14 protein-coding genes and 1 tRNA gene are annotated in these 15,117 nt (G+C 64.7%); 10 read left to right on the forward strand and 5 right to left on the reverse strand.

Features of this window, described 5'->3' with window-relative positions; genetic code table 11:
- Positions 1 to 360: 360 nt before the first annotated feature.
- The 5 genes from BTH42_RS17715 (at position 361) to BTH42_RS17735 (ending at position 5,291) form a co-directional block, all read left to right on the forward strand.
- The gene (locus BTH42_RS17715; protein WP_075301729.1) at positions 361 to 1,269 is read left to right on the forward strand and encodes an aldose epimerase; all 909 of its coding nucleotides are present in this window, start codon (positions 361 to 363) and stop codon (positions 1,267 to 1,269) included.
- A 163-nt stretch (positions 1,270 to 1,432) separates the two neighbouring features.
- Positions 1,433 to 2,152 (forward strand): peptidoglycan DD-metalloendopeptidase family protein, encoded by a 720-nt coding sequence (locus BTH42_RS17720; RefSeq protein WP_075301731.1) that lies wholly within the window; start codon positions 1,433 to 1,435, stop codon positions 2,150 to 2,152.
- Between the two features lie 155 nt (positions 2,153 to 2,307).
- Positions 2,308 to 2,634, forward strand: a complete 327-nt coding sequence (locus BTH42_RS17725; protein ID WP_075301733.1) for a hypothetical protein — start codon at positions 2,308 to 2,310, stop codon at positions 2,632 to 2,634.
- A 984-nt stretch (positions 2,635 to 3,618) separates the two neighbouring features.
- The gene (locus BTH42_RS17730; protein ID WP_075301735.1) at positions 3,619 to 3,927 is read left to right on the forward strand and encodes a DUF2288 domain-containing protein; all 309 of its coding nucleotides are present in this window, start codon (positions 3,619 to 3,621) and stop codon (positions 3,925 to 3,927) included.
- Positions 3,924 to 5,291, forward strand: coding sequence for an MATE family efflux transporter (locus tag BTH42_RS17735; RefSeq protein WP_075301737.1), 1,368 nt, complete (start codon positions 3,924 to 3,926; stop codon positions 5,289 to 5,291). Before BTH42_RS17730 ends, BTH42_RS17735 begins: the two co-directional genes overlap by 4 nt.
- A 308-nt stretch (positions 5,292 to 5,599) precedes the next feature.
- On the opposite strand, the gene BTH42_RS35510 is transcribed toward BTH42_RS17735, so the two are convergent.
- Positions 5,600 to 5,767, reverse strand: coding sequence for a hypothetical protein (locus BTH42_RS35510; RefSeq protein ID WP_178392193.1), 168 nt, complete (start codon positions 5,765 to 5,767; stop codon positions 5,600 to 5,602).
- A gap of 168 nt (positions 5,768 to 5,935) precedes the next feature.
- Between BTH42_RS35510 and BTH42_RS17740 the strand changes: the two genes are divergently transcribed.
- From BTH42_RS17740 to BTH42_RS17755, 4 genes are all read left to right on the forward strand, one after another.
- Positions 5,936 to 6,118, forward strand: coding sequence for a hypothetical protein (locus tag BTH42_RS17740; RefSeq protein WP_075301739.1), 183 nt, complete (start codon positions 5,936 to 5,938; stop codon positions 6,116 to 6,118).
- Between the two features lie 154 nt (positions 6,119 to 6,272).
- Positions 6,273 to 6,349 (forward strand) — tRNA-Pro (locus BTH42_RS17745).
- Between the two features lie 289 nt (positions 6,350 to 6,638).
- Entirely contained in the window at positions 6,639 to 7,097 is a 459-nt protein-coding gene (locus tag BTH42_RS17750) for a histidine phosphatase family protein (protein ID WP_075301741.1), read from the forward strand.
- Between the two features lie 154 nt (positions 7,098 to 7,251).
- The gene (locus BTH42_RS17755; RefSeq protein WP_075301743.1) at positions 7,252 to 8,064 is read left to right on the forward strand and encodes a GNAT family N-acetyltransferase; all 813 of its coding nucleotides are present in this window, start codon (positions 7,252 to 7,254) and stop codon (positions 8,062 to 8,064) included.
- Between the two features lie 167 nt (positions 8,065 to 8,231).
- Here BTH42_RS17755 and ppx read toward each other — a convergent pair whose 3' ends face one another.
- Complete coding sequence (gene ppx, locus BTH42_RS17760) at positions 8,232 to 9,902, reverse strand: exopolyphosphatase (protein ID WP_075301745.1); 1,671 nt, start codon at positions 9,900 to 9,902, stop codon at positions 8,232 to 8,234.
- Between the two features lie 206 nt (positions 9,903 to 10,108).
- Between ppx and ppk1 the strand changes: the two genes are divergently transcribed.
- Positions 10,109 to 12,172, forward strand: a complete 2,064-nt coding sequence (ppk1, locus tag BTH42_RS17765; RefSeq protein ID WP_075301746.1) for a polyphosphate kinase 1 — start codon at positions 10,109 to 10,111, stop codon at positions 12,170 to 12,172.
- Between the two features lie 122 nt (positions 12,173 to 12,294).
- Here ppk1 and phoR read toward each other — a convergent pair whose 3' ends face one another.
- From phoR to phoU, 3 genes are all read right to left on the reverse strand, one after another.
- Complete coding sequence (phoR, locus tag BTH42_RS17770) at positions 12,295 to 13,608, reverse strand: phosphate regulon sensor histidine kinase PhoR (protein ID WP_075301748.1); 1,314 nt, start codon at positions 13,606 to 13,608, stop codon at positions 12,295 to 12,297.
- A 74-nt stretch (positions 13,609 to 13,682) separates the two neighbouring features.
- Positions 13,683 to 14,384: a phosphate regulon transcriptional regulator PhoB gene (phoB, locus tag BTH42_RS17775; protein ID WP_008922879.1), complete on the reverse strand. Its 702-nt coding sequence runs from the start codon at positions 14,382 to 14,384 to the stop codon at positions 13,683 to 13,685.
- A 26-nt stretch (positions 14,385 to 14,410) separates the two neighbouring features.
- The gene (gene phoU, locus BTH42_RS17780) at positions 14,411 to 15,115 is read right to left on the reverse strand and encodes a phosphate signaling complex protein PhoU (protein ID WP_075301750.1); all 705 of its coding nucleotides are present in this window, start codon (positions 15,113 to 15,115) and stop codon (positions 14,411 to 14,413) included.
- Between the last annotated feature and the right edge of the window lie 2 nt (positions 15,116 to 15,117).

A 15,117-nucleotide genomic window follows, 5' to 3' on the forward strand; every position in this document is an offset into this window, starting at 1 on the left:
AATCAGCGAAATTCAGCGAGAGCGAACGAGATCGAACGAAACTCAGCGGAGATCGGAAAGACCCAGCGAGATCTGGCAAGACCCACCGAAACTCAACGTTTGAGCGCGTGAAAAAAGAAATACGTGCTTGCCGTGAACATGCCGAACAACGCGACCGCCATTGCCATTGCGAGATCCATCGTGCCCTCCTGAGCCAAACCGCCCGGGAGTCTGAATTGCCGGACGCTCGGCAGATTATCGGCAAGGTTCGCGCGATCGCGACACTCGCAATTTCCCCAGAAGGGTTTCCCCGTAGCACAAAGCAGCGCAAAATCGCGGTTCCGCGCCCCCGTCAACCTCTTATCTGGCTACTCATTCACCATGCCCCTCTCCCCGGAACAGGACATTCTCGAGATCGACCAGGACGCCTCGGTGCTCCGCTTTTCGCCGCAGGCCGGCGGCCGTCTGCTGTCGTGGGTCATCGACGGCGAAGAGGTCATCCACTGGCCCGAGCACGCCGACTGGAGCGTGCCGGCGCGGATTCGCGGCGGCAATCCGCTGCTGTTTCCGTTTCTCGGCCGCCATCGCGTCGACGGCAAGATCGGCTACTGGCGCGATGCGCAGGGCACGGTGCGCGAACTGCCGATGCACGGCTTCGCGCGTGACCTCCCGTTCGAAGCTCACGCCGACGTACACGGCGCCGGCCTGCGGATGGTGTTGACCGACACCCCGGCCACCCGCGCGGCCTATCCGTTCGGCTTCCGCTTCGAAGCCGCGTACGAGCTGATCGACGCGCGCACGCTGGAGGTCACGTTCACCACCACCAACACCGGCGACACGCGGCTGCCCTACTACGCCGGCCACCATTTCTATTTCACGCTGCCGCACACGCAACGCGCGGACACCACGCTCGAGCTGCCGCGCACCGAGCGTTGCCATCAGCAGGAAGACGGTTCGATCAGCGCCGCGGAACCGGGCGCGCCGCGCTACACGCTCGACGAAGCGCGCATCCACGACCGCTTCCACTGCCTCGCCGGCACGCCCGACCAACCGGTGCGGCTGATCGCGCCGGGCATCCAGCGCGTGATCACGATCGATCTGCAACGGCCCGGCTCGGTGCCCTGGTACGCGGTAACCACCTGGACCGAGACGCCGCAATCGGACTTCTATTGCGTCGAGCCGTGGCTCGGCTTGCCTGATGCGATCCACAACGGCCGGGGCCTGCGCTGGATCGAACCGGGCCAGACCGAAACGGCGACCCTGCGGATCAGCGTCGAAAAGACGGCCTGAGAATGCCGCGGCCGCCCGGCCGCGCTAACCTCATCCGCCGCTTGTCTGAACCTCGCCCGCACCCCGTTCATGGGTGCCGCCATGCAAAACCGTTAGAATCGAACGCTTTGTCTCCTCTGCCGCGTGATCGGGATCGGCGCGCGGCAGCGCTTTGCGAGGTCCAATGCTGGAAACCATAAGAATCAAACGACTCGGCTGCGCGGCACTGCTCGCGCTGCTCGCCGCGTGCGGATCGGCACCGGTGGGTCCGGGCTACTACCGGGTCGAACGGGGCGATACGCTGTCGAAAATCGCGCGCGGCAACCGCCAGTCGGTGCAAAACATCGCGCGCTGGAACAACCTGAGCAACCCCGACGCGATCGAGGTCGGTCAGGTGCTGCGCGTCGCGGCGCCGGCCGGCGCCGCGTCCACGAGCGGCGCGATTCGTAGCGGCGGCAACAACGGCGGCGCAAACGCGTCGGCCGCGCCACGCCCGGCACCGGCCCCGGCCGACAACGGGCCGGCCACCGCGCCCACCGCGATCTCGCTGGTGTGGCCGACGGACGGCAATGTGATCCGACGCTTCGACGGCTCGAACTCGAAGGGCATCGATATTTCCGCGGCGCCCGGCACGCCTGTTGTCGCCGCGGCGCCGGGCACCGTCGTGTATGCGGGCAACGGTTTGCGCGGCTACGGCAATCTGCTGATCCTCAAGCACGACGCCGACTACCTGACCGCGTACGCGCACAACCGCGCGCTGTTCGTGAAGGAAGGCGAAGCGGTCAAGCGCGGCCAGAAGATCGCCGAAATGGGCGACACCGACAGCGATCGCACGATGCTGCATTTCGAGCTGCGCTATCAGGGACGCTCGATCGATCCGTCGAGGGCGCTGCCGCCGCGTTGAGCTGGCGCGGTGGGTGGCAGCGCGGCGCCGCACTGCCCTGCCCGCCCGTCACCGGCCTCCCGGCCGCGGGAACCCGGCGTGCTATAAACAACGCTCAATTCGAGGCGGCGTGGCTTCGGGCCGCGCCGCCTTCCGCTATCTGCAAGGAATCTGACATGAAGAGCGCATTGGCGCGCGTCGCGACAGCCGCGGCGCTCGGTCTGGGTCTGCTGACTCTCGGCGGCCTCGGCGGCTGTTCGACCACCACCACGATGACCTATCTGCCGAGCGGCGATACGGGCTTCGCGATCAACTGCAGCGGCAGCGACGCGAGCACCAGTTGGGCCGAGTGCTACAAGCGCGCGGGCGAAACCTGCGGTAACTATGGGTACGACGTGGTATCGAAGGACGTCGACAACGGCGCGACGTCCGGCGGCACGATCGGCGGCATTTTCGGCGCGAACGTGAAAAACCGCTCGATGGTGATTCGCTGCAAACAGTAACGATCCCCGCGCGCACCGCACGTGCGATCTCCCCCCGCCGGCTAGCGCCGCAGCCGGCGCCCCGAGCGCGGATCGATGCGAGCGGCAAAGCGCAGCAGCAACGCGAGGGCTATCGGCCAGAGGCCGACGAAGATGAGCAACCAGGTCATGGGCCGCGCACGAAAAATAATCCGCCATCATCGGACGCGCGTGTGAATTCGCGGTGAATGCGGCCAAACTCGCCACTCGCCGCCACGTAATCGCCGGCATAAAAAACGGGCAAAAAAAAGCCCGGCACGAAGCCGGGCTAACGGGGGTTCGGCGCATATCGGCAAAGGACCGGTTCACCATGCGCCAGAACGAAATCTAACAATCCCCATTTACAAGCGCAATCGCTTAATGTCGCGGTCAATGTTACTCGCCGTACGGTTTTCGCAAACAGTGAATCGGCAATGTCGGAATGCGACCGGCCAAATGCGCCGCGCATGCGATATCGATATCGGTAAATCGCGCCACTTGAAACTCGTGCATGCCGCACCAGCCAATGCGCTCCGCAGGTCTGCGGAAATCAGCCGAAAAACACCTGAAGAAAGGGTTGTGGCTGTTTTTAACTAACCAGTACGGCGTAATGGCGCCCATTTTTCGACGCTAAAGACTTGGTGCGGAAACGCACGTAACGATGCGAATAGTTTTCAACGCGATCGTGAATAAGCGCCGCTAATTCATCACAACAAAAAATTCGCGAACGGCGAAACCATAATAGCGGCGAATACACCGACAAATGAACCGCGCGAATCAAACAGCGGTTTGCGCTTCCACCACTCGTTCACTAATTGGACAATATAGCGACGCATCGCGTCGCCGCAATCGCCGCGCCGTCGCCATTGAATCCGCTCGCCTCACGGTTCAGAATTCAGCATTCGATTCAACCGGCTCCCCGCGCCAGCGCGCCGTCCGCGCGCGCCGATGGTTTATAGTGACGGCCCCGTCCGACCCCCGCATACGATGACTTCCAACGACGCCTCCCACAGCCCCCTGTACGCGAAGCTGCTCGGCGAAACCGCCAAGATCGGCTGGAGCGAACTCGAACGTTTCTTTGCGCGCGGCATGCTGCTGCGCGTCGCGCGCGACCTCGATCTCGTCAGCGTCGCCGAGGCGATCGCCAGCGACGACACCGCCCAGGTCACGCAATGGCTGTCCGCGGGCCTCGTCGAGCGCGTGCAGGCGGAGACCGCCGCCGATTTCGCCGCGCGCGACCCCGACTTGTGGGCGGTCGTCGTGTCGCCGTGGGTCTGCGTGCAGGAGCGCTCTTGAGCGACGCCGCGCCCGAGGCCGCGAAGCCCGGGCACACCGAGGCCGCCGCCCTACCGGTGCGCTGGCATCGGCGGGTGCTCGCGCTCGCATTCCCGATCGTCCTCGCCAACCTGACGCAACCGATCCTCGGCGCGGTCGATACCGCCGTCGCCGGTCACCTGGACGGCGCGGCGTATCTGGGCGGCGTCGCGCTCGGCGGACTGTTCTTCAACTTCGTGTTCTGGGGCTTCGGCTTCCTGCGCATGGGCACCACCGGCCTCGTCGCGCAGGCGCACGGCGCGGGCCGCGACGACGAGTTGCGCAACACCGTGCTGCGCGCGCTGTTGCTGGCAGCCGTGATCGGCGCGTTCGTGCTGCTCGTGCAGCAACCGCTGATCGGCTACGCGTTGCGCCTGCTCGGCGGCAGCGACGCGGTGCAGCGTCACGCGCTGGCCTATTGCCACGCGCGCATCTGGGCCGCGCCGCTCGCGCTCGGCAACTACGTGGTGCTCGGCTGGCTGCTCGGCACACAGCGGGTGCGGCTCGCGCTGCTGTCGCAGGTGTTCATCAATAGCGTGAACATCGTTGCGGTGCTGCTCTACGTGTACGCGTTCGATTGGGGCGTGGCCGGCATCGGCGCGGCCACCGCGACCGCCGACGCGCTCGGCTTCGTGCTCGGTCTCGCGCTGTTGTGGCACGGCCGGCCGCGCGGTCTGCCTGCGCTCAATCGCGCCGCGCTGTTCGACGGCGCCGCGTTGAAGCGGCTCGTCGTGCTCAATCGCGACATCTTCGTGCGCACGCTGTGTCTGCTGGGCTCGTTCGGCTGGTTTGCGCATCTCGGCGCGCGCCAGGGCGACGCGACGCTCGCCGCCAACGCGCTGCTGCTCAATTTCCAGACCTTTATGGCTTATGGGCTCGATGGTTTCGCGCATGCGGCCGAAGCGCTGGTCGGCGCGGCGATCGGCGCGCGCGACCGGCACGGCTTCGTGCAGGCGGTCAAGGTCGCCGCGCTGTGGTCGGCGCTCGGCGCGATCGGCTTCTCGTTCGTGTACTGGGGCGCGGGCGCGTGGATCGTCGAACGTCTGACCGACCAGGCCTCGGTGCGCGCCGCGGCGGAAACCTATTTGCCGTGGGCCGCGTTGTCGCCGGTGATTTCCGTCTGGGGGTTCCTGCTCGACGGCGTGTTTATCGGCGCGACGCGCACGCGCGAGTTGATGGTGTCGATGGTGATCTCGCTCGCGGTGTTCGTCGCGGCGTCGTCGACGTTGCTCGCCATGCACGGCAATCACGGATTGTGGGTCGCGCTGCTGATCTTCATGGCCGCGCGCGGGGTGACGTTGGGGCGCTATCTGCCGGGGGTCGCGCGGGGGATCGCGGCGGCGTAGTGGTGTGTGGGTGGTCTTGGCGTATCCGTTTGTGTCGGATATCTCGCAATTAAGGCGCCCTCGTTCGCTCCATCGACGGTGCAACCGGAGCCGCTTGCGCGGCGCCGGTCCGAGCCGGGGCCACAGCCGGTTACCGCTTGAAACAAGCACATACATATCGCCTCGCGCACGCGCCCTAGAATGCCCTCAGCCCGTACTCTCCGCGCGAACAGTCTGTGCGGGTCAGAGGCGCCGGCGTGCCCGCGCCGGTGCTTCGCCTCTCCCCTTCTTCCGCGTCGCAATTGCGGCGCGTCAATTGCCGGACTTGTTCACTCCGCCGACGGCGCGGGCACCATCGAAGGCGGCCGGTCGTCGGTCGGGACGCCGTGGTAGTCGGCGGGATCTTGCGGCGGCCCGCGATGATGGGCCGACGGATTGTCCGCGCAGCCGGCGAGGCCGGCGCACAGCAGCAGGGCAAGGGTCACGATACGGGTCATCTGCAAACATCTCCTGAAACATGGGCGGACGGTCGGCCGCCGAAGCGCGAAGAGTCTACCCGCAAAGCAGATTGCGCGGCGGCGCACACGAGCCGCGCTCCCATTTCGTGAGATTTCACGAGACCTGAACTACTATGACGTCATGGTCGCTTGTTTCGGGAGACTGCCATGGACGCTGAATCGATCGCGGGTCTGATCGGGCTTGGAATTGGTCTGGTGGTGCTGGTGGCGCTGTCGGTTTTCGAATCGCGCATGTACCGTCGCGAGCACAACGGCGAGGGCATGCTGCATCACTGGTTCACCCATCAGCATGTGCTGCATATGCCGCACTGGAAGCGTCCGCGTCATTGACGCACAGCATTGGCGTTGCCGATGGATGATGCGGCGATCGGCATGCCGCGCGATACGCGCGCCGGTTATCGACCGTCGTTTGCATTAAACATGCCTGTTACGCCCGACTAGGGATTGACGTGGTTAGGTAGGGCACGTACAATCTTTGATTCGTCGGAGCGTAGCGCAGCCTGGTAGCGCATCTGATTTGGGATCAGAGGGTCGAAGGTTCGAATCCTTTCGCTCCGACCACGAAAAGCCGTACAAAACCCGCGTAGCCTCTGGCTTCGCGGGTTTTTGCTTTCTGGCTCACCGACTCTCACGCTGTGCGTTGCACCGGCTACCGCGCGCCAGCAAACGCCGACTCTCCCCGCCTCAGGCACTCGCCTTGCAAACCAACCGGCACGCATGCGACAGTGCTCGCGCGTGAACCGCGTGAGCCGCGTCGACCGCATCCGCGCGACGCCGCGCAAACTCTTCGCGCCCACGCTCCAGCCCGCTCGCCGACCCGCCGCCCCACAACCACCACAAGGAGACACGCATGGACCTAATCCTCTGGCGACACGCCGAAGCCGAAGATGTCGCCTCCAGCGATCTCGCCCGCGCGCTCACCACGCACGGCCGCAAACAGGCGCAGAACGCGGCCAAATGGCTGCGCAGCCGTCTGCCCGACGACGCGGTGGTCCTCGCGAGCCCCGCGATACGCACGATCCAGACGGCGGAAACGCTAAGCGACCGCTACCGCGTAATCCGCGAGCTGGCGCCGAACGCGAGCGCGAACGATGTGCTCGAAGCGGCCGGCTGGCCCGGCGGCATCGCGCAGACCGTGGTGATCGTCGGCCATCAACCGACGCTCGGTCACGTCGCCGCGCAACTGCTCGCCAACAGCCGCGCGAGCTGGCCGCTGAAAAAAGCCGGTATCTGGTGGATCGCGAGCCGCGAGCGCGACGGCGCGGAACAGGCGGTGCTGCGCGCGGCGATCAGCCCCGATCTGATCTGAGCCACGGCGGCGGCGCACCGCCGCCGCGATCACCAGCGCGGCGGCAACGCTTACGACCCGTCATCCAATCGTCACGGCTTTGCCATGCGAGCGTCACCACGCATTACTACATTGGCGAAAAAAGACATCCCACTTTTTTCGATCAGGACCGCCAATGCGAGAACTGCCGACGCCCACCCTGCCCTTCGCCTCGCTTTTCGAATCGCGCCGTCTGCCGCGTGCCGAGGAAACGGTCACCGCGCAGCATCGCCTGCAAGTATCGTGGGCCCGTAGCGACGAGGAACTGCGCGAAGCACAGCGTCTGCGCTACCGTGTATTCGCCGACGAAATGGGCGCGCGCCTGTCGGGCCCCGCCGGTCTCGACGTCGATGCATTCGATTCGTACTGCGATCATTTGCTGGTGCGCGATCTCGACACGCTGAAAGTGGTCGGCACCTATCGCGCGCTGCCGCCGCATCAGGCCGCGCGCATCGGCCGTCTGTATGCGGAAAGCGAGTTCGACGTGTCGCGTCTCACGCATCTGCGCGCGAAGATGGTCGAGGTCGGCCGCTCGTGCGTGCATCCCGACTATCGCAGCGGTTCGGTGATCATGTCGCTGTGGGCCGGCCTCGCCGCGTACATGAAGCACAACGGCTACGAGACGATGCTCGGCTGCGCGAGCGTCGCGATGGTCGACGGCGGCCACTATGCGGCCAATCTGTACTGCTCGCTGCGCGAGAGCGCGCTGACCGCGCCCGAATATCGCGCGTTTGCGCATACCCCGCTGCCGGTCGACGAACTGCAGACCGGCGCCGCCGTCACGCCGCCGCCGCTGGTCAAGGGTTATCTGCGGCTCGGCGCGAAGATCTGCGGCGCACCGGCGTGGGATCCCGACTTCAACACCGCGGACTTTCTGACGCTGTTCCGTCTGTCGGATATCAACGCGCGTTACGCGCGGCACTTCCTCGGCGATGCGATGCCGCGTTGAGCGTCGCGAATACACGATGAAATGGCGGTTGCTGACTGGCAAGCGCAACGCCACACGCAGCAGTCGCGGCGCCACCTTCGCAAAATCGCCGCGCATAAAAAAAGCCCTGCAAATGCAGGGCTTTTTCAATTCAGCTTCAGCCGAAGCACACGTGCCCGGCGTTCGCGTCAATCCTCCGTATAAACCACCCGATACGGAATCCCAACTTTCTCCCACTCCGCCGCCTCCTGAATCAGGCTGTAATCGGTCAGCGGGTTATTGACCACCCACGCATTCGGCAAGCGCACTTCATAACCGCCATTGGCCTGCGCGATCGCGATCCACGGCAGCCCGACATCCGAGCGGCGCCGGCACAGCAGCGACGCGAGCCGCAGACAGAACAGCAGCGGCCACTCGACTTCGCGCGTCTGCGCGAGCTTGCCGAGCTTGCCCGCGTGGCCGAGCACGAGCCCGGCGACACGCGCCTGATCGGTGCGCGAGAAACCCGGCATGTCGGCATTGCTCGCGATATAGGCCGAATGCTTGTGATACGCGCTGTGCGAGATGGACAGACCGATTTCATGCAACGCGGCGGCCCAGCCGATGAACATGCGGTTTTCCTCGCGCCGTTCAGCGTCCGGCTCGATCAACTGATCGTAGAAACTCGTCGACAGATCGCCGATGCGCGAGGCCTGCGCGCGATCGACGCCATAGCGCCGCATGAAACCCTCGACCGTCACCGTGCGCATGTCCTCGTGCTGCGAGCGCCCGAGCAGGTCGTACATCACGCCGAGGCGCAGTGCGCCGTCGGTGGTATCGACGTAGTCGACGCCGAGTTCGTCGAACACCGCGATCATGATCGACAGCCCGCCCGCGAGCACCGGCACGCGATCGCTCTTGAGCGCGACCAGCTTCAGCCGGTTCACATTCTCGGCCTTGATCAGCGCGCGCTTCAGGCGTTCGAGACCGCCGCGCGAAATGCCGTGCGTGATGCCCGCGTCGTTGAAGCCGTTCGCCTCGACCAGTTCGGCGAGCGCGCGCGCGGTGCCCGACGAGCCGATCGCCTGCTCCCAGCCGGTTTCCTTGTATTCGGCGGAAATGATCTGGATTTCGCGGCGCGCGGCCAGCTCGGCCTGGCGCATCGTGTATTCGTCGACGTTGCCGGCCGGGAAAAACGCGCGGCTATGGCTGACGCAGCCGATATACAGGCTCTCCATCTTCAGCGGTGTGTAGTGCGAACCGATGATGAACTCGGTCGAGCCGCCGCCGATATCGACCACCAGCCGCTGCCCCGCGCTCGCCGGCACCGAATGCGCGGCGCCCGCATAGATCAGACGCGCTTCCTCGCGCCCGGCGATCACTTCAATGGGGAAGCCCAACGCCGCCTGCGCCTCGCCGAGAAATTCGCCGGCGTTCTTCGCAATGCGCAGCGTATTGGTCGCCACCGCCCGCACGCGGTCCGGATGGAAATCGCGCAGGCGCTCGCCGAAGCGCTTCAGCGCGTCCCAGCCACGCACCTGCGACGCGCGATCGAGCATCTTGTCGCGCGACAGTCCGGCGGCGAGCCGCACCGGCTCGCGCAGCGCGTCGACCTGATAGATCTGGCTGCCCGCATCGGTTTCCTCGACCCGGCCGACGATCAGCCGGAAGCTGTTCGAACCGAGATCGACGGCGGCGAGAAGTTGGGAGGTATTGGACATCGGGTAGGCGGACTCCATGCGCGCAAGCGCGGCGGCTGCGGCGGCGGGCGCGCTGGCGGACCCGGCAGGCGCCCCGCGCTTACCCGGCGTCCTGGGCGCGTGGCCCGCGTCATAGCCCTGGCGCGCATCGCGGCCGGCCGCGCTGTTCAAAGACGCCATTCTAAGCGTAGCAGGCCTCACGGTGTCACCTCGCTGCGGTGGGAGACCCGCGTATCGTCGCATAAGCAGTGAGTCTTATTGACGACAATAGAAGAATGCGGCATAAAATCTCAAAAACATCGCGAGTGTCATAAGGGCGTCATCTAATTGTGAGAATTTCCGAGCGTCTTTCCGTCTCCATTCCAGACATACCTCTCTCGCTGCCGATGTCCATCCGCTATCCCTTACTGAATCGCGAACTGGGCATTCTGGGTTTCAACGAGCGCGTATTGGCGCAAGCCGCCGATCCCGCCGTTCCCCTGCTCGAACGCCTGCGCTTCATCTGCATCACCAGCAGCAACCTCGACGAATTCTTCGAAGTCCGTATGGCCGGACTTCAGGAGCAGATGCGCGACAACCCGGGCGCGCTGTCGCCGGACGGCATGTCGCTGCAGCACGTGTACGACCTCGTGGTCGAGCGTGCGCAGAAACTCGTGCACCGCCAGTACACGATGCTGCACGACACCGTGCTGACCGCGCTCGAGCAGGAAGGCATCTATTTCCACGGCACCGAAGGCTGGAGCGACGCGCAGACCGAATGGGCGCGCAATTACTTCTTCGACGAACTGCTGCCGGTGCTCACGCCGATCGGCCTCGATCCCGCGCACCCGTTTCCGCGCGTGCTCAACAAGAGCCTGAACTTCGTCGTCGAACTCGAAGGCAAGGATGCGTTCGGCCGCCAGGCGATGATGGGCATCGTGCAGGCGCCGCGCGCGCTGCCGCGGCTGGTGCGGATGCCGCAGGAACTGTCCGGCTATCCGCATGGGTTCGTACTGCTGAGCTCGCTGCTGCAACGTTTTGTCGGCGAGCTGTTTCCGAATCTGCTGGTGCGCAGCTGCAATCAGTTCCGCATCACGCGCAATAGCGAACTGTTCGTCGACGAAGACGAAATCACCAATCTGCGCGTCGCGTTGCAGGGCGAACTGCCGGCGCGCCATCTCGGCAATGCGGTGCGGCTCGAAGTGTCGGCGGAAACGCCCGCGCACGTGGTGCGGCGCCTGCTCGACGAAAGCGGCCTGTCGAACAAGGACTGCTACTACGCGAACGGTCCGGTCAATCTGGTGCGGCTGATGCAGTTGCCCGAGATGGTCGACCGCCCCGATCTGAAGTTCGTCCCGCATATTCCGTCGACGCCGCCGCAGATCGCCAACAGCGCCAGCATGTTCGACGTGATCGATCAGGGCGACGTGCTGCTGCATCATCCGTACGAGAGCTTCCAGCCGGTGCTCGAACTGCTGCTGCAGGCGGCCAAAGATCCGAACGTGGTCGCGATCAAGCAGACCATCTACCGCACCGGCACCGACTCGCCGCTGATGGACGCGCTGATGCAGGCCGCGCGCAACGGCAAGGAAGTCACGGTGGTGGTCGAGCTGCTCGCGCGTTTCGACGAGGAAACCAACATCAACTGGGCGTCGCAGCTCGAAGCGGTCGGCGCGCACGTGGTCTACGGCGTGGTCGGCCACAAGTGCCACGCGAAGATGATGCTGATCGTGCGGCGCGTGTCGGTCGGCGGCAAGACCACGCTCAAGCGCTACGTGCACCTGGGCACCGGCAACTATCATCCGCGCACCGCCCGCCTCTATACCGACTTCGGTTTGATGACCGCCGATCAGAAGATCTGCGAGGACGTGCACCACGTGTTCCAGCAGCTCACGGGCATCGGCGGCGAGCTGAAGCTGCACGAGCTGTGGCAGTCGCCGTTCACGCTGCATCCGAAGCTGGTCGAGGCGATCCGCAAGGAAGCCGAACACGCGCGCGCCGGCAAGAAGGCGCGCATCGTCGCGAAGATGAACGCGCTGCTCGAACCGACGGTGATCGCCGAGTTGTACGAAGCATCGCAGGCCGGCGTGAAGATCGATCTGATCGTGCGCGGCGTGTGCTCGCTGCAGCCGGGCGTGGCGGGGCTCTCCGAGAACATCACGGTGCGCTCGATCGTCGGGCGCTTTCTCGAACACCATCGCATCTACTACTTCTACGACGATGGCCGCGAACAGGTCTATCTGTCGAGCGCCGACTGGATGGATCGCAATCTGTTCCGCCGCGTCGAAGTCGCATTCCCGGTCAATAACCGGCGCCTGAAGCGGCGCGTGATCGCGGAAGGTCTGTCGGCGTTTCTCGGCGACAACCAGTCCGCGTGGCTGATGCAAAGCGACGGGCACTACCGGCGCCGGCGGCCCGGCAAGTCGTCGCGCAATGCGCAGATGAGCCTGCTCACGAAGTTCTGTTCGTAGCCGCTGCCGCAAACCCGCCGGATATAAAAAAACCTCCTGTTTCAGGAGGTTTTTTCTTTTTTGCCGCTGTGTCCAGTGAAGCGAAACGAGCAACGCGAAACAGGCAGAGCGAAGCGCGCCGCTTACACCACGGCCGCCTGGCAACGCGCGGTCCGGTACACCGGAAAGCGCACGGTGAAGGTACTGCCGCGCCCTTCCTCGCTCTTCACGTCGAGCTGCGCATCGTGGCGCTGTAGCACGTGCTTGACGATCGCCAGACCGAGTCCGGTGCCGCCGGTATCGCGTGAACGGCTGCGATCGACGCGGTAGAAGCGTTCGGTGAGCCGCGGCAGATCGGCGGCCGGAATGCCCAGACCGCTGTCGGTCACCGAGAACACCGCGTGACCGCCGTGCGCGTGCCAGTTGACCTTGATCGTGCCGCCGTCCGGCGTATAGCGGATCGCGTTGGTCACGAGGTTGCCGAACGCACTGAGGATTTCGGTCTCGACGCCGGTCACGGTCAGGCTTTCGTCGGCGTCGAACACGATCCGGTGATGGTCGCTCGACAGACTCTGCGCGTCGTCCCGCAGATGCCGCACCACCGCGCGCATGTCGATCATCTGATCGCTCGGCGGCTTGTTATCGCCTTCGAGCTTCGCGAGCACCAGCAGGTCGGTGACGATATGGCGCATACGCGACGCCTGCTGATCCATCAGCTCCAGATAGCGCGCCCGTTCGGCTTCGCCGAGCGGCAGCTCGCGCATCGTTTCGAGAAAACCGGACAGCACGGTGAGCGGCGTTTTCAGTTCGTGCGACACGTTGGCGACGAAGTCGCGCCGCATCGCATCGGTGCGCTCGAGCTCGGTGATGTCCTGCGACAGCACCAGCTTGCGGTTATCGCCATAAGGAAACACCTGCACGGACAGCACGTTCTGGCGCTTCTCGCCCATCCCGCGCATGATCAGCATCTCTTCGTAACGATGCAAGTTCAGATAGCGGACAAAATCCGGATGGCGCACCAGATGCGTGATGTGCTGGCGCAGATCGCGTTTCGCATCGAGTCCGAAATGGCTTTCGGAGATCGCGTTGCACCACTCGATCTGATCGTGGTCGTCGAGCATCGCGACGCCGTTCGGCGACGCCTGGATCGCCTGGATGAAACGCGAGTGCTGCTGCTCGACCTGGCGCACCTGCGCGTGCCAGCGCTTCGCGAGCTTGTGCAGACGGTAGTAGATTTCGCCCCAGATGCCGGGGGCGCTCGGCACTTCGCCGTACACCGGCGCATCGAGCAGACGCCACAGACGCTGCTTGTGGAAGGTGCCGAAGATGCTCTGCGCGAGCAGCATCACGATGGCGAGAACGAGCCCCGCCTTGACGTTGACCAGTGCGCCGACCACCGCGCACAGAACAGCAAGCAGCACGACCGATATGAGGGAGCGCGCCCAGATGATGTTCATGGTTCAGGTGGATCGAAGAGAAAAACTGCGCAGAAAGGAGATGGCGGCGCGTCGTGGTGCGCCGCCGGCGGCTGTCAGGCGCTCTTCGCCAACCGGTAGCCGCTGCCGCGAACCGTCTCGATCATAGCATCGCACCCGGCCGGCTTGAGGGCCGCGCGCAGGCGCTTGATGTGCACGTCGACGGTACGCTCCTCGACGAACACGTGATCGCCCCACACCTGGTCGAGCAGTTGCGTGCGGCTATGCACGCGCTCCGGATGGGTCATGAAGAAATGCAGCAGCCGGAATTCGGTCGGGCCGAGATCGAGCTTGATCTCGCTGCCTTCCGCGTGCGCGGCGACCCGATGGGTGGCCGGATCGAGCTTCAGCCCGTTGATCGCGACCACGTCTTCGGTCAGCTGCGGTGCGCGGCGGCGCAGCACCGCCTTGATGCGCGCCATCAGTTCCTTCGGCGAAAACGGCTTCGTGACGTAGTCGTCCGCACCGATTTCGAGGCCGAGCACCTTGTCCTGCTCGTCGCCGCGCGCGGTCAGCATGATGATCGGAATGTGCTTCGTGCGTTCGTTGTTGCGCAGGTCGCGCGCGAACGAAATGCCCGATTTGCCCGGCAACATCCAGTCGAGCAACACCAGATCAGGCAGCACGTCGCTGATCAGGTTATGCGCCTGCTCGGCGTTGTACGCGCGAATCGGGCAGTGGCCGGCGTGCTGAAGATTGACCGAAATCAGTTCGGAAATGGCGGGCTCATCTTCAATGACGAGAATGCTGCTGGGCATCGGCACCTCTGTTCCTTATCTCTGGATTAGCTGAGTGCTTCGCGTTCGAGCGCGTCGCGCGACTGGTGCCGCACGTCGGTGCCCTTGACGATGTAAATGATGAATTCGGCGATGTTCTTCGCGTGGTCGCCGATCCGCTCGATCGCCTTGGCGATGAACAGGAAGTCGAGGCCCACCGAGATCGACCGCGGATCTTCGGTCATATACGAAATCAGCTTGCGCACGAACGCGCGGAATTCTTCGTCGATCGCTTTGTCGTCGCGCACGATCTGCGCGGCGGCAACCGTATCGAGACGCGCGAACGCGTCGAGCGCGCGGCGCAGGATCGACACCGCCATCTCGCCGGACAGCTTGATTTCGGCGATGTTGATGGTGCGCGACGCGCCGTCTTCCATCAGGCGCCGCGTGCGCTTGGCGATTTTTTCGGCTTCGTCGCCGGCGCGCTCGAGATTGGTGATGGTCTTCGAGATCGCGATCAGCAGACGCAGGTCGCGCGCGGCCGGCTGACGGCGCGCGATGATGTTGCTGCACTCCTCGTCGATCTCGACTTCCATCCGGTTCAGACGGTCTTCGGCCGCGATCACCTGCTCGGCGAGATTGAGGTCGAATTCGTTGAGCGCTTGCATCGCATTGACGATCTGCGATTCGACGAGGCCACCCATTTCGAGCACTTTCGACGAAACGAGGTTCAGGTCGGCGTCGAACTGGCTGGACAGATGCTTATCGGACATGT

This window comes from Burkholderia sp. SRS-W-2-2016 (assembly GCF_001931485.1).
Classification (GTDB): Bacteria; Pseudomonadota; Gammaproteobacteria; order Burkholderiales; family Burkholderiaceae; genus Paraburkholderia.

Coding starts and splice junctions, on each gene's coding strand:
- BTH42_RS17715 (WP_075301729.1), top strand. CDS start 361: ATGCCCCTCTCCCCGGAACAGGACATTCTCGAGATCGACCAGGACGCC.
- BTH42_RS17720 (WP_075301731.1), top strand. CDS start 1,433: ATGCTGGAAACCATAAGAATCAAACGACTCGGCTGCGCGGCACTGCTC.
- BTH42_RS17725 (WP_075301733.1), top strand. CDS start 2,308: ATGAAGAGCGCATTGGCGCGCGTCGCGACAGCCGCGGCGCTCGGTCTG.
- BTH42_RS17730 (WP_075301735.1), top strand. CDS start 3,619: ATGACTTCCAACGACGCCTCCCACAGCCCCCTGTACGCGAAGCTGCTC.
- BTH42_RS35510 (WP_178392193.1), bottom strand. CDS start 5,767: ATGACCCGTATCGTGACCCTTGCCCTGCTGCTGTGCGCCGGCCTCGCC.
- BTH42_RS17740 (WP_075301739.1), top strand. CDS start 5,936: ATGGACGCTGAATCGATCGCGGGTCTGATCGGGCTTGGAATTGGTCTG.
- BTH42_RS17750 (WP_075301741.1), top strand. CDS start 6,639: ATGGACCTAATCCTCTGGCGACACGCCGAAGCCGAAGATGTCGCCTCC.
- BTH42_RS17755 (WP_075301743.1), top strand. CDS start 7,252: ATGCGAGAACTGCCGACGCCCACCCTGCCCTTCGCCTCGCTTTTCGAA.
- ppx (WP_075301745.1), bottom strand. CDS start 9,902: ATGGCGTCTTTGAACAGCGCGGCCGGCCGCGATGCGCGCCAGGGCTAT.
- ppk1 (WP_075301746.1), top strand. CDS start 10,109: ATGTCCATCCGCTATCCCTTACTGAATCGCGAACTGGGCATTCTGGGT.
- phoR (WP_075301748.1), bottom strand. CDS start 13,608: ATGAACATCATCTGGGCGCGCTCCCTCATATCGGTCGTGCTGCTTGCT.
- phoB (WP_008922879.1), bottom strand. CDS start 14,384: ATGCCCAGCAGCATTCTCGTCATTGAAGATGAGCCCGCCATTTCCGAA.
- phoU (WP_075301750.1), bottom strand. CDS start 15,115: ATGTCCGATAAGCATCTGTCCAGCCAGTTCGACGCCGACCTGAACCTC.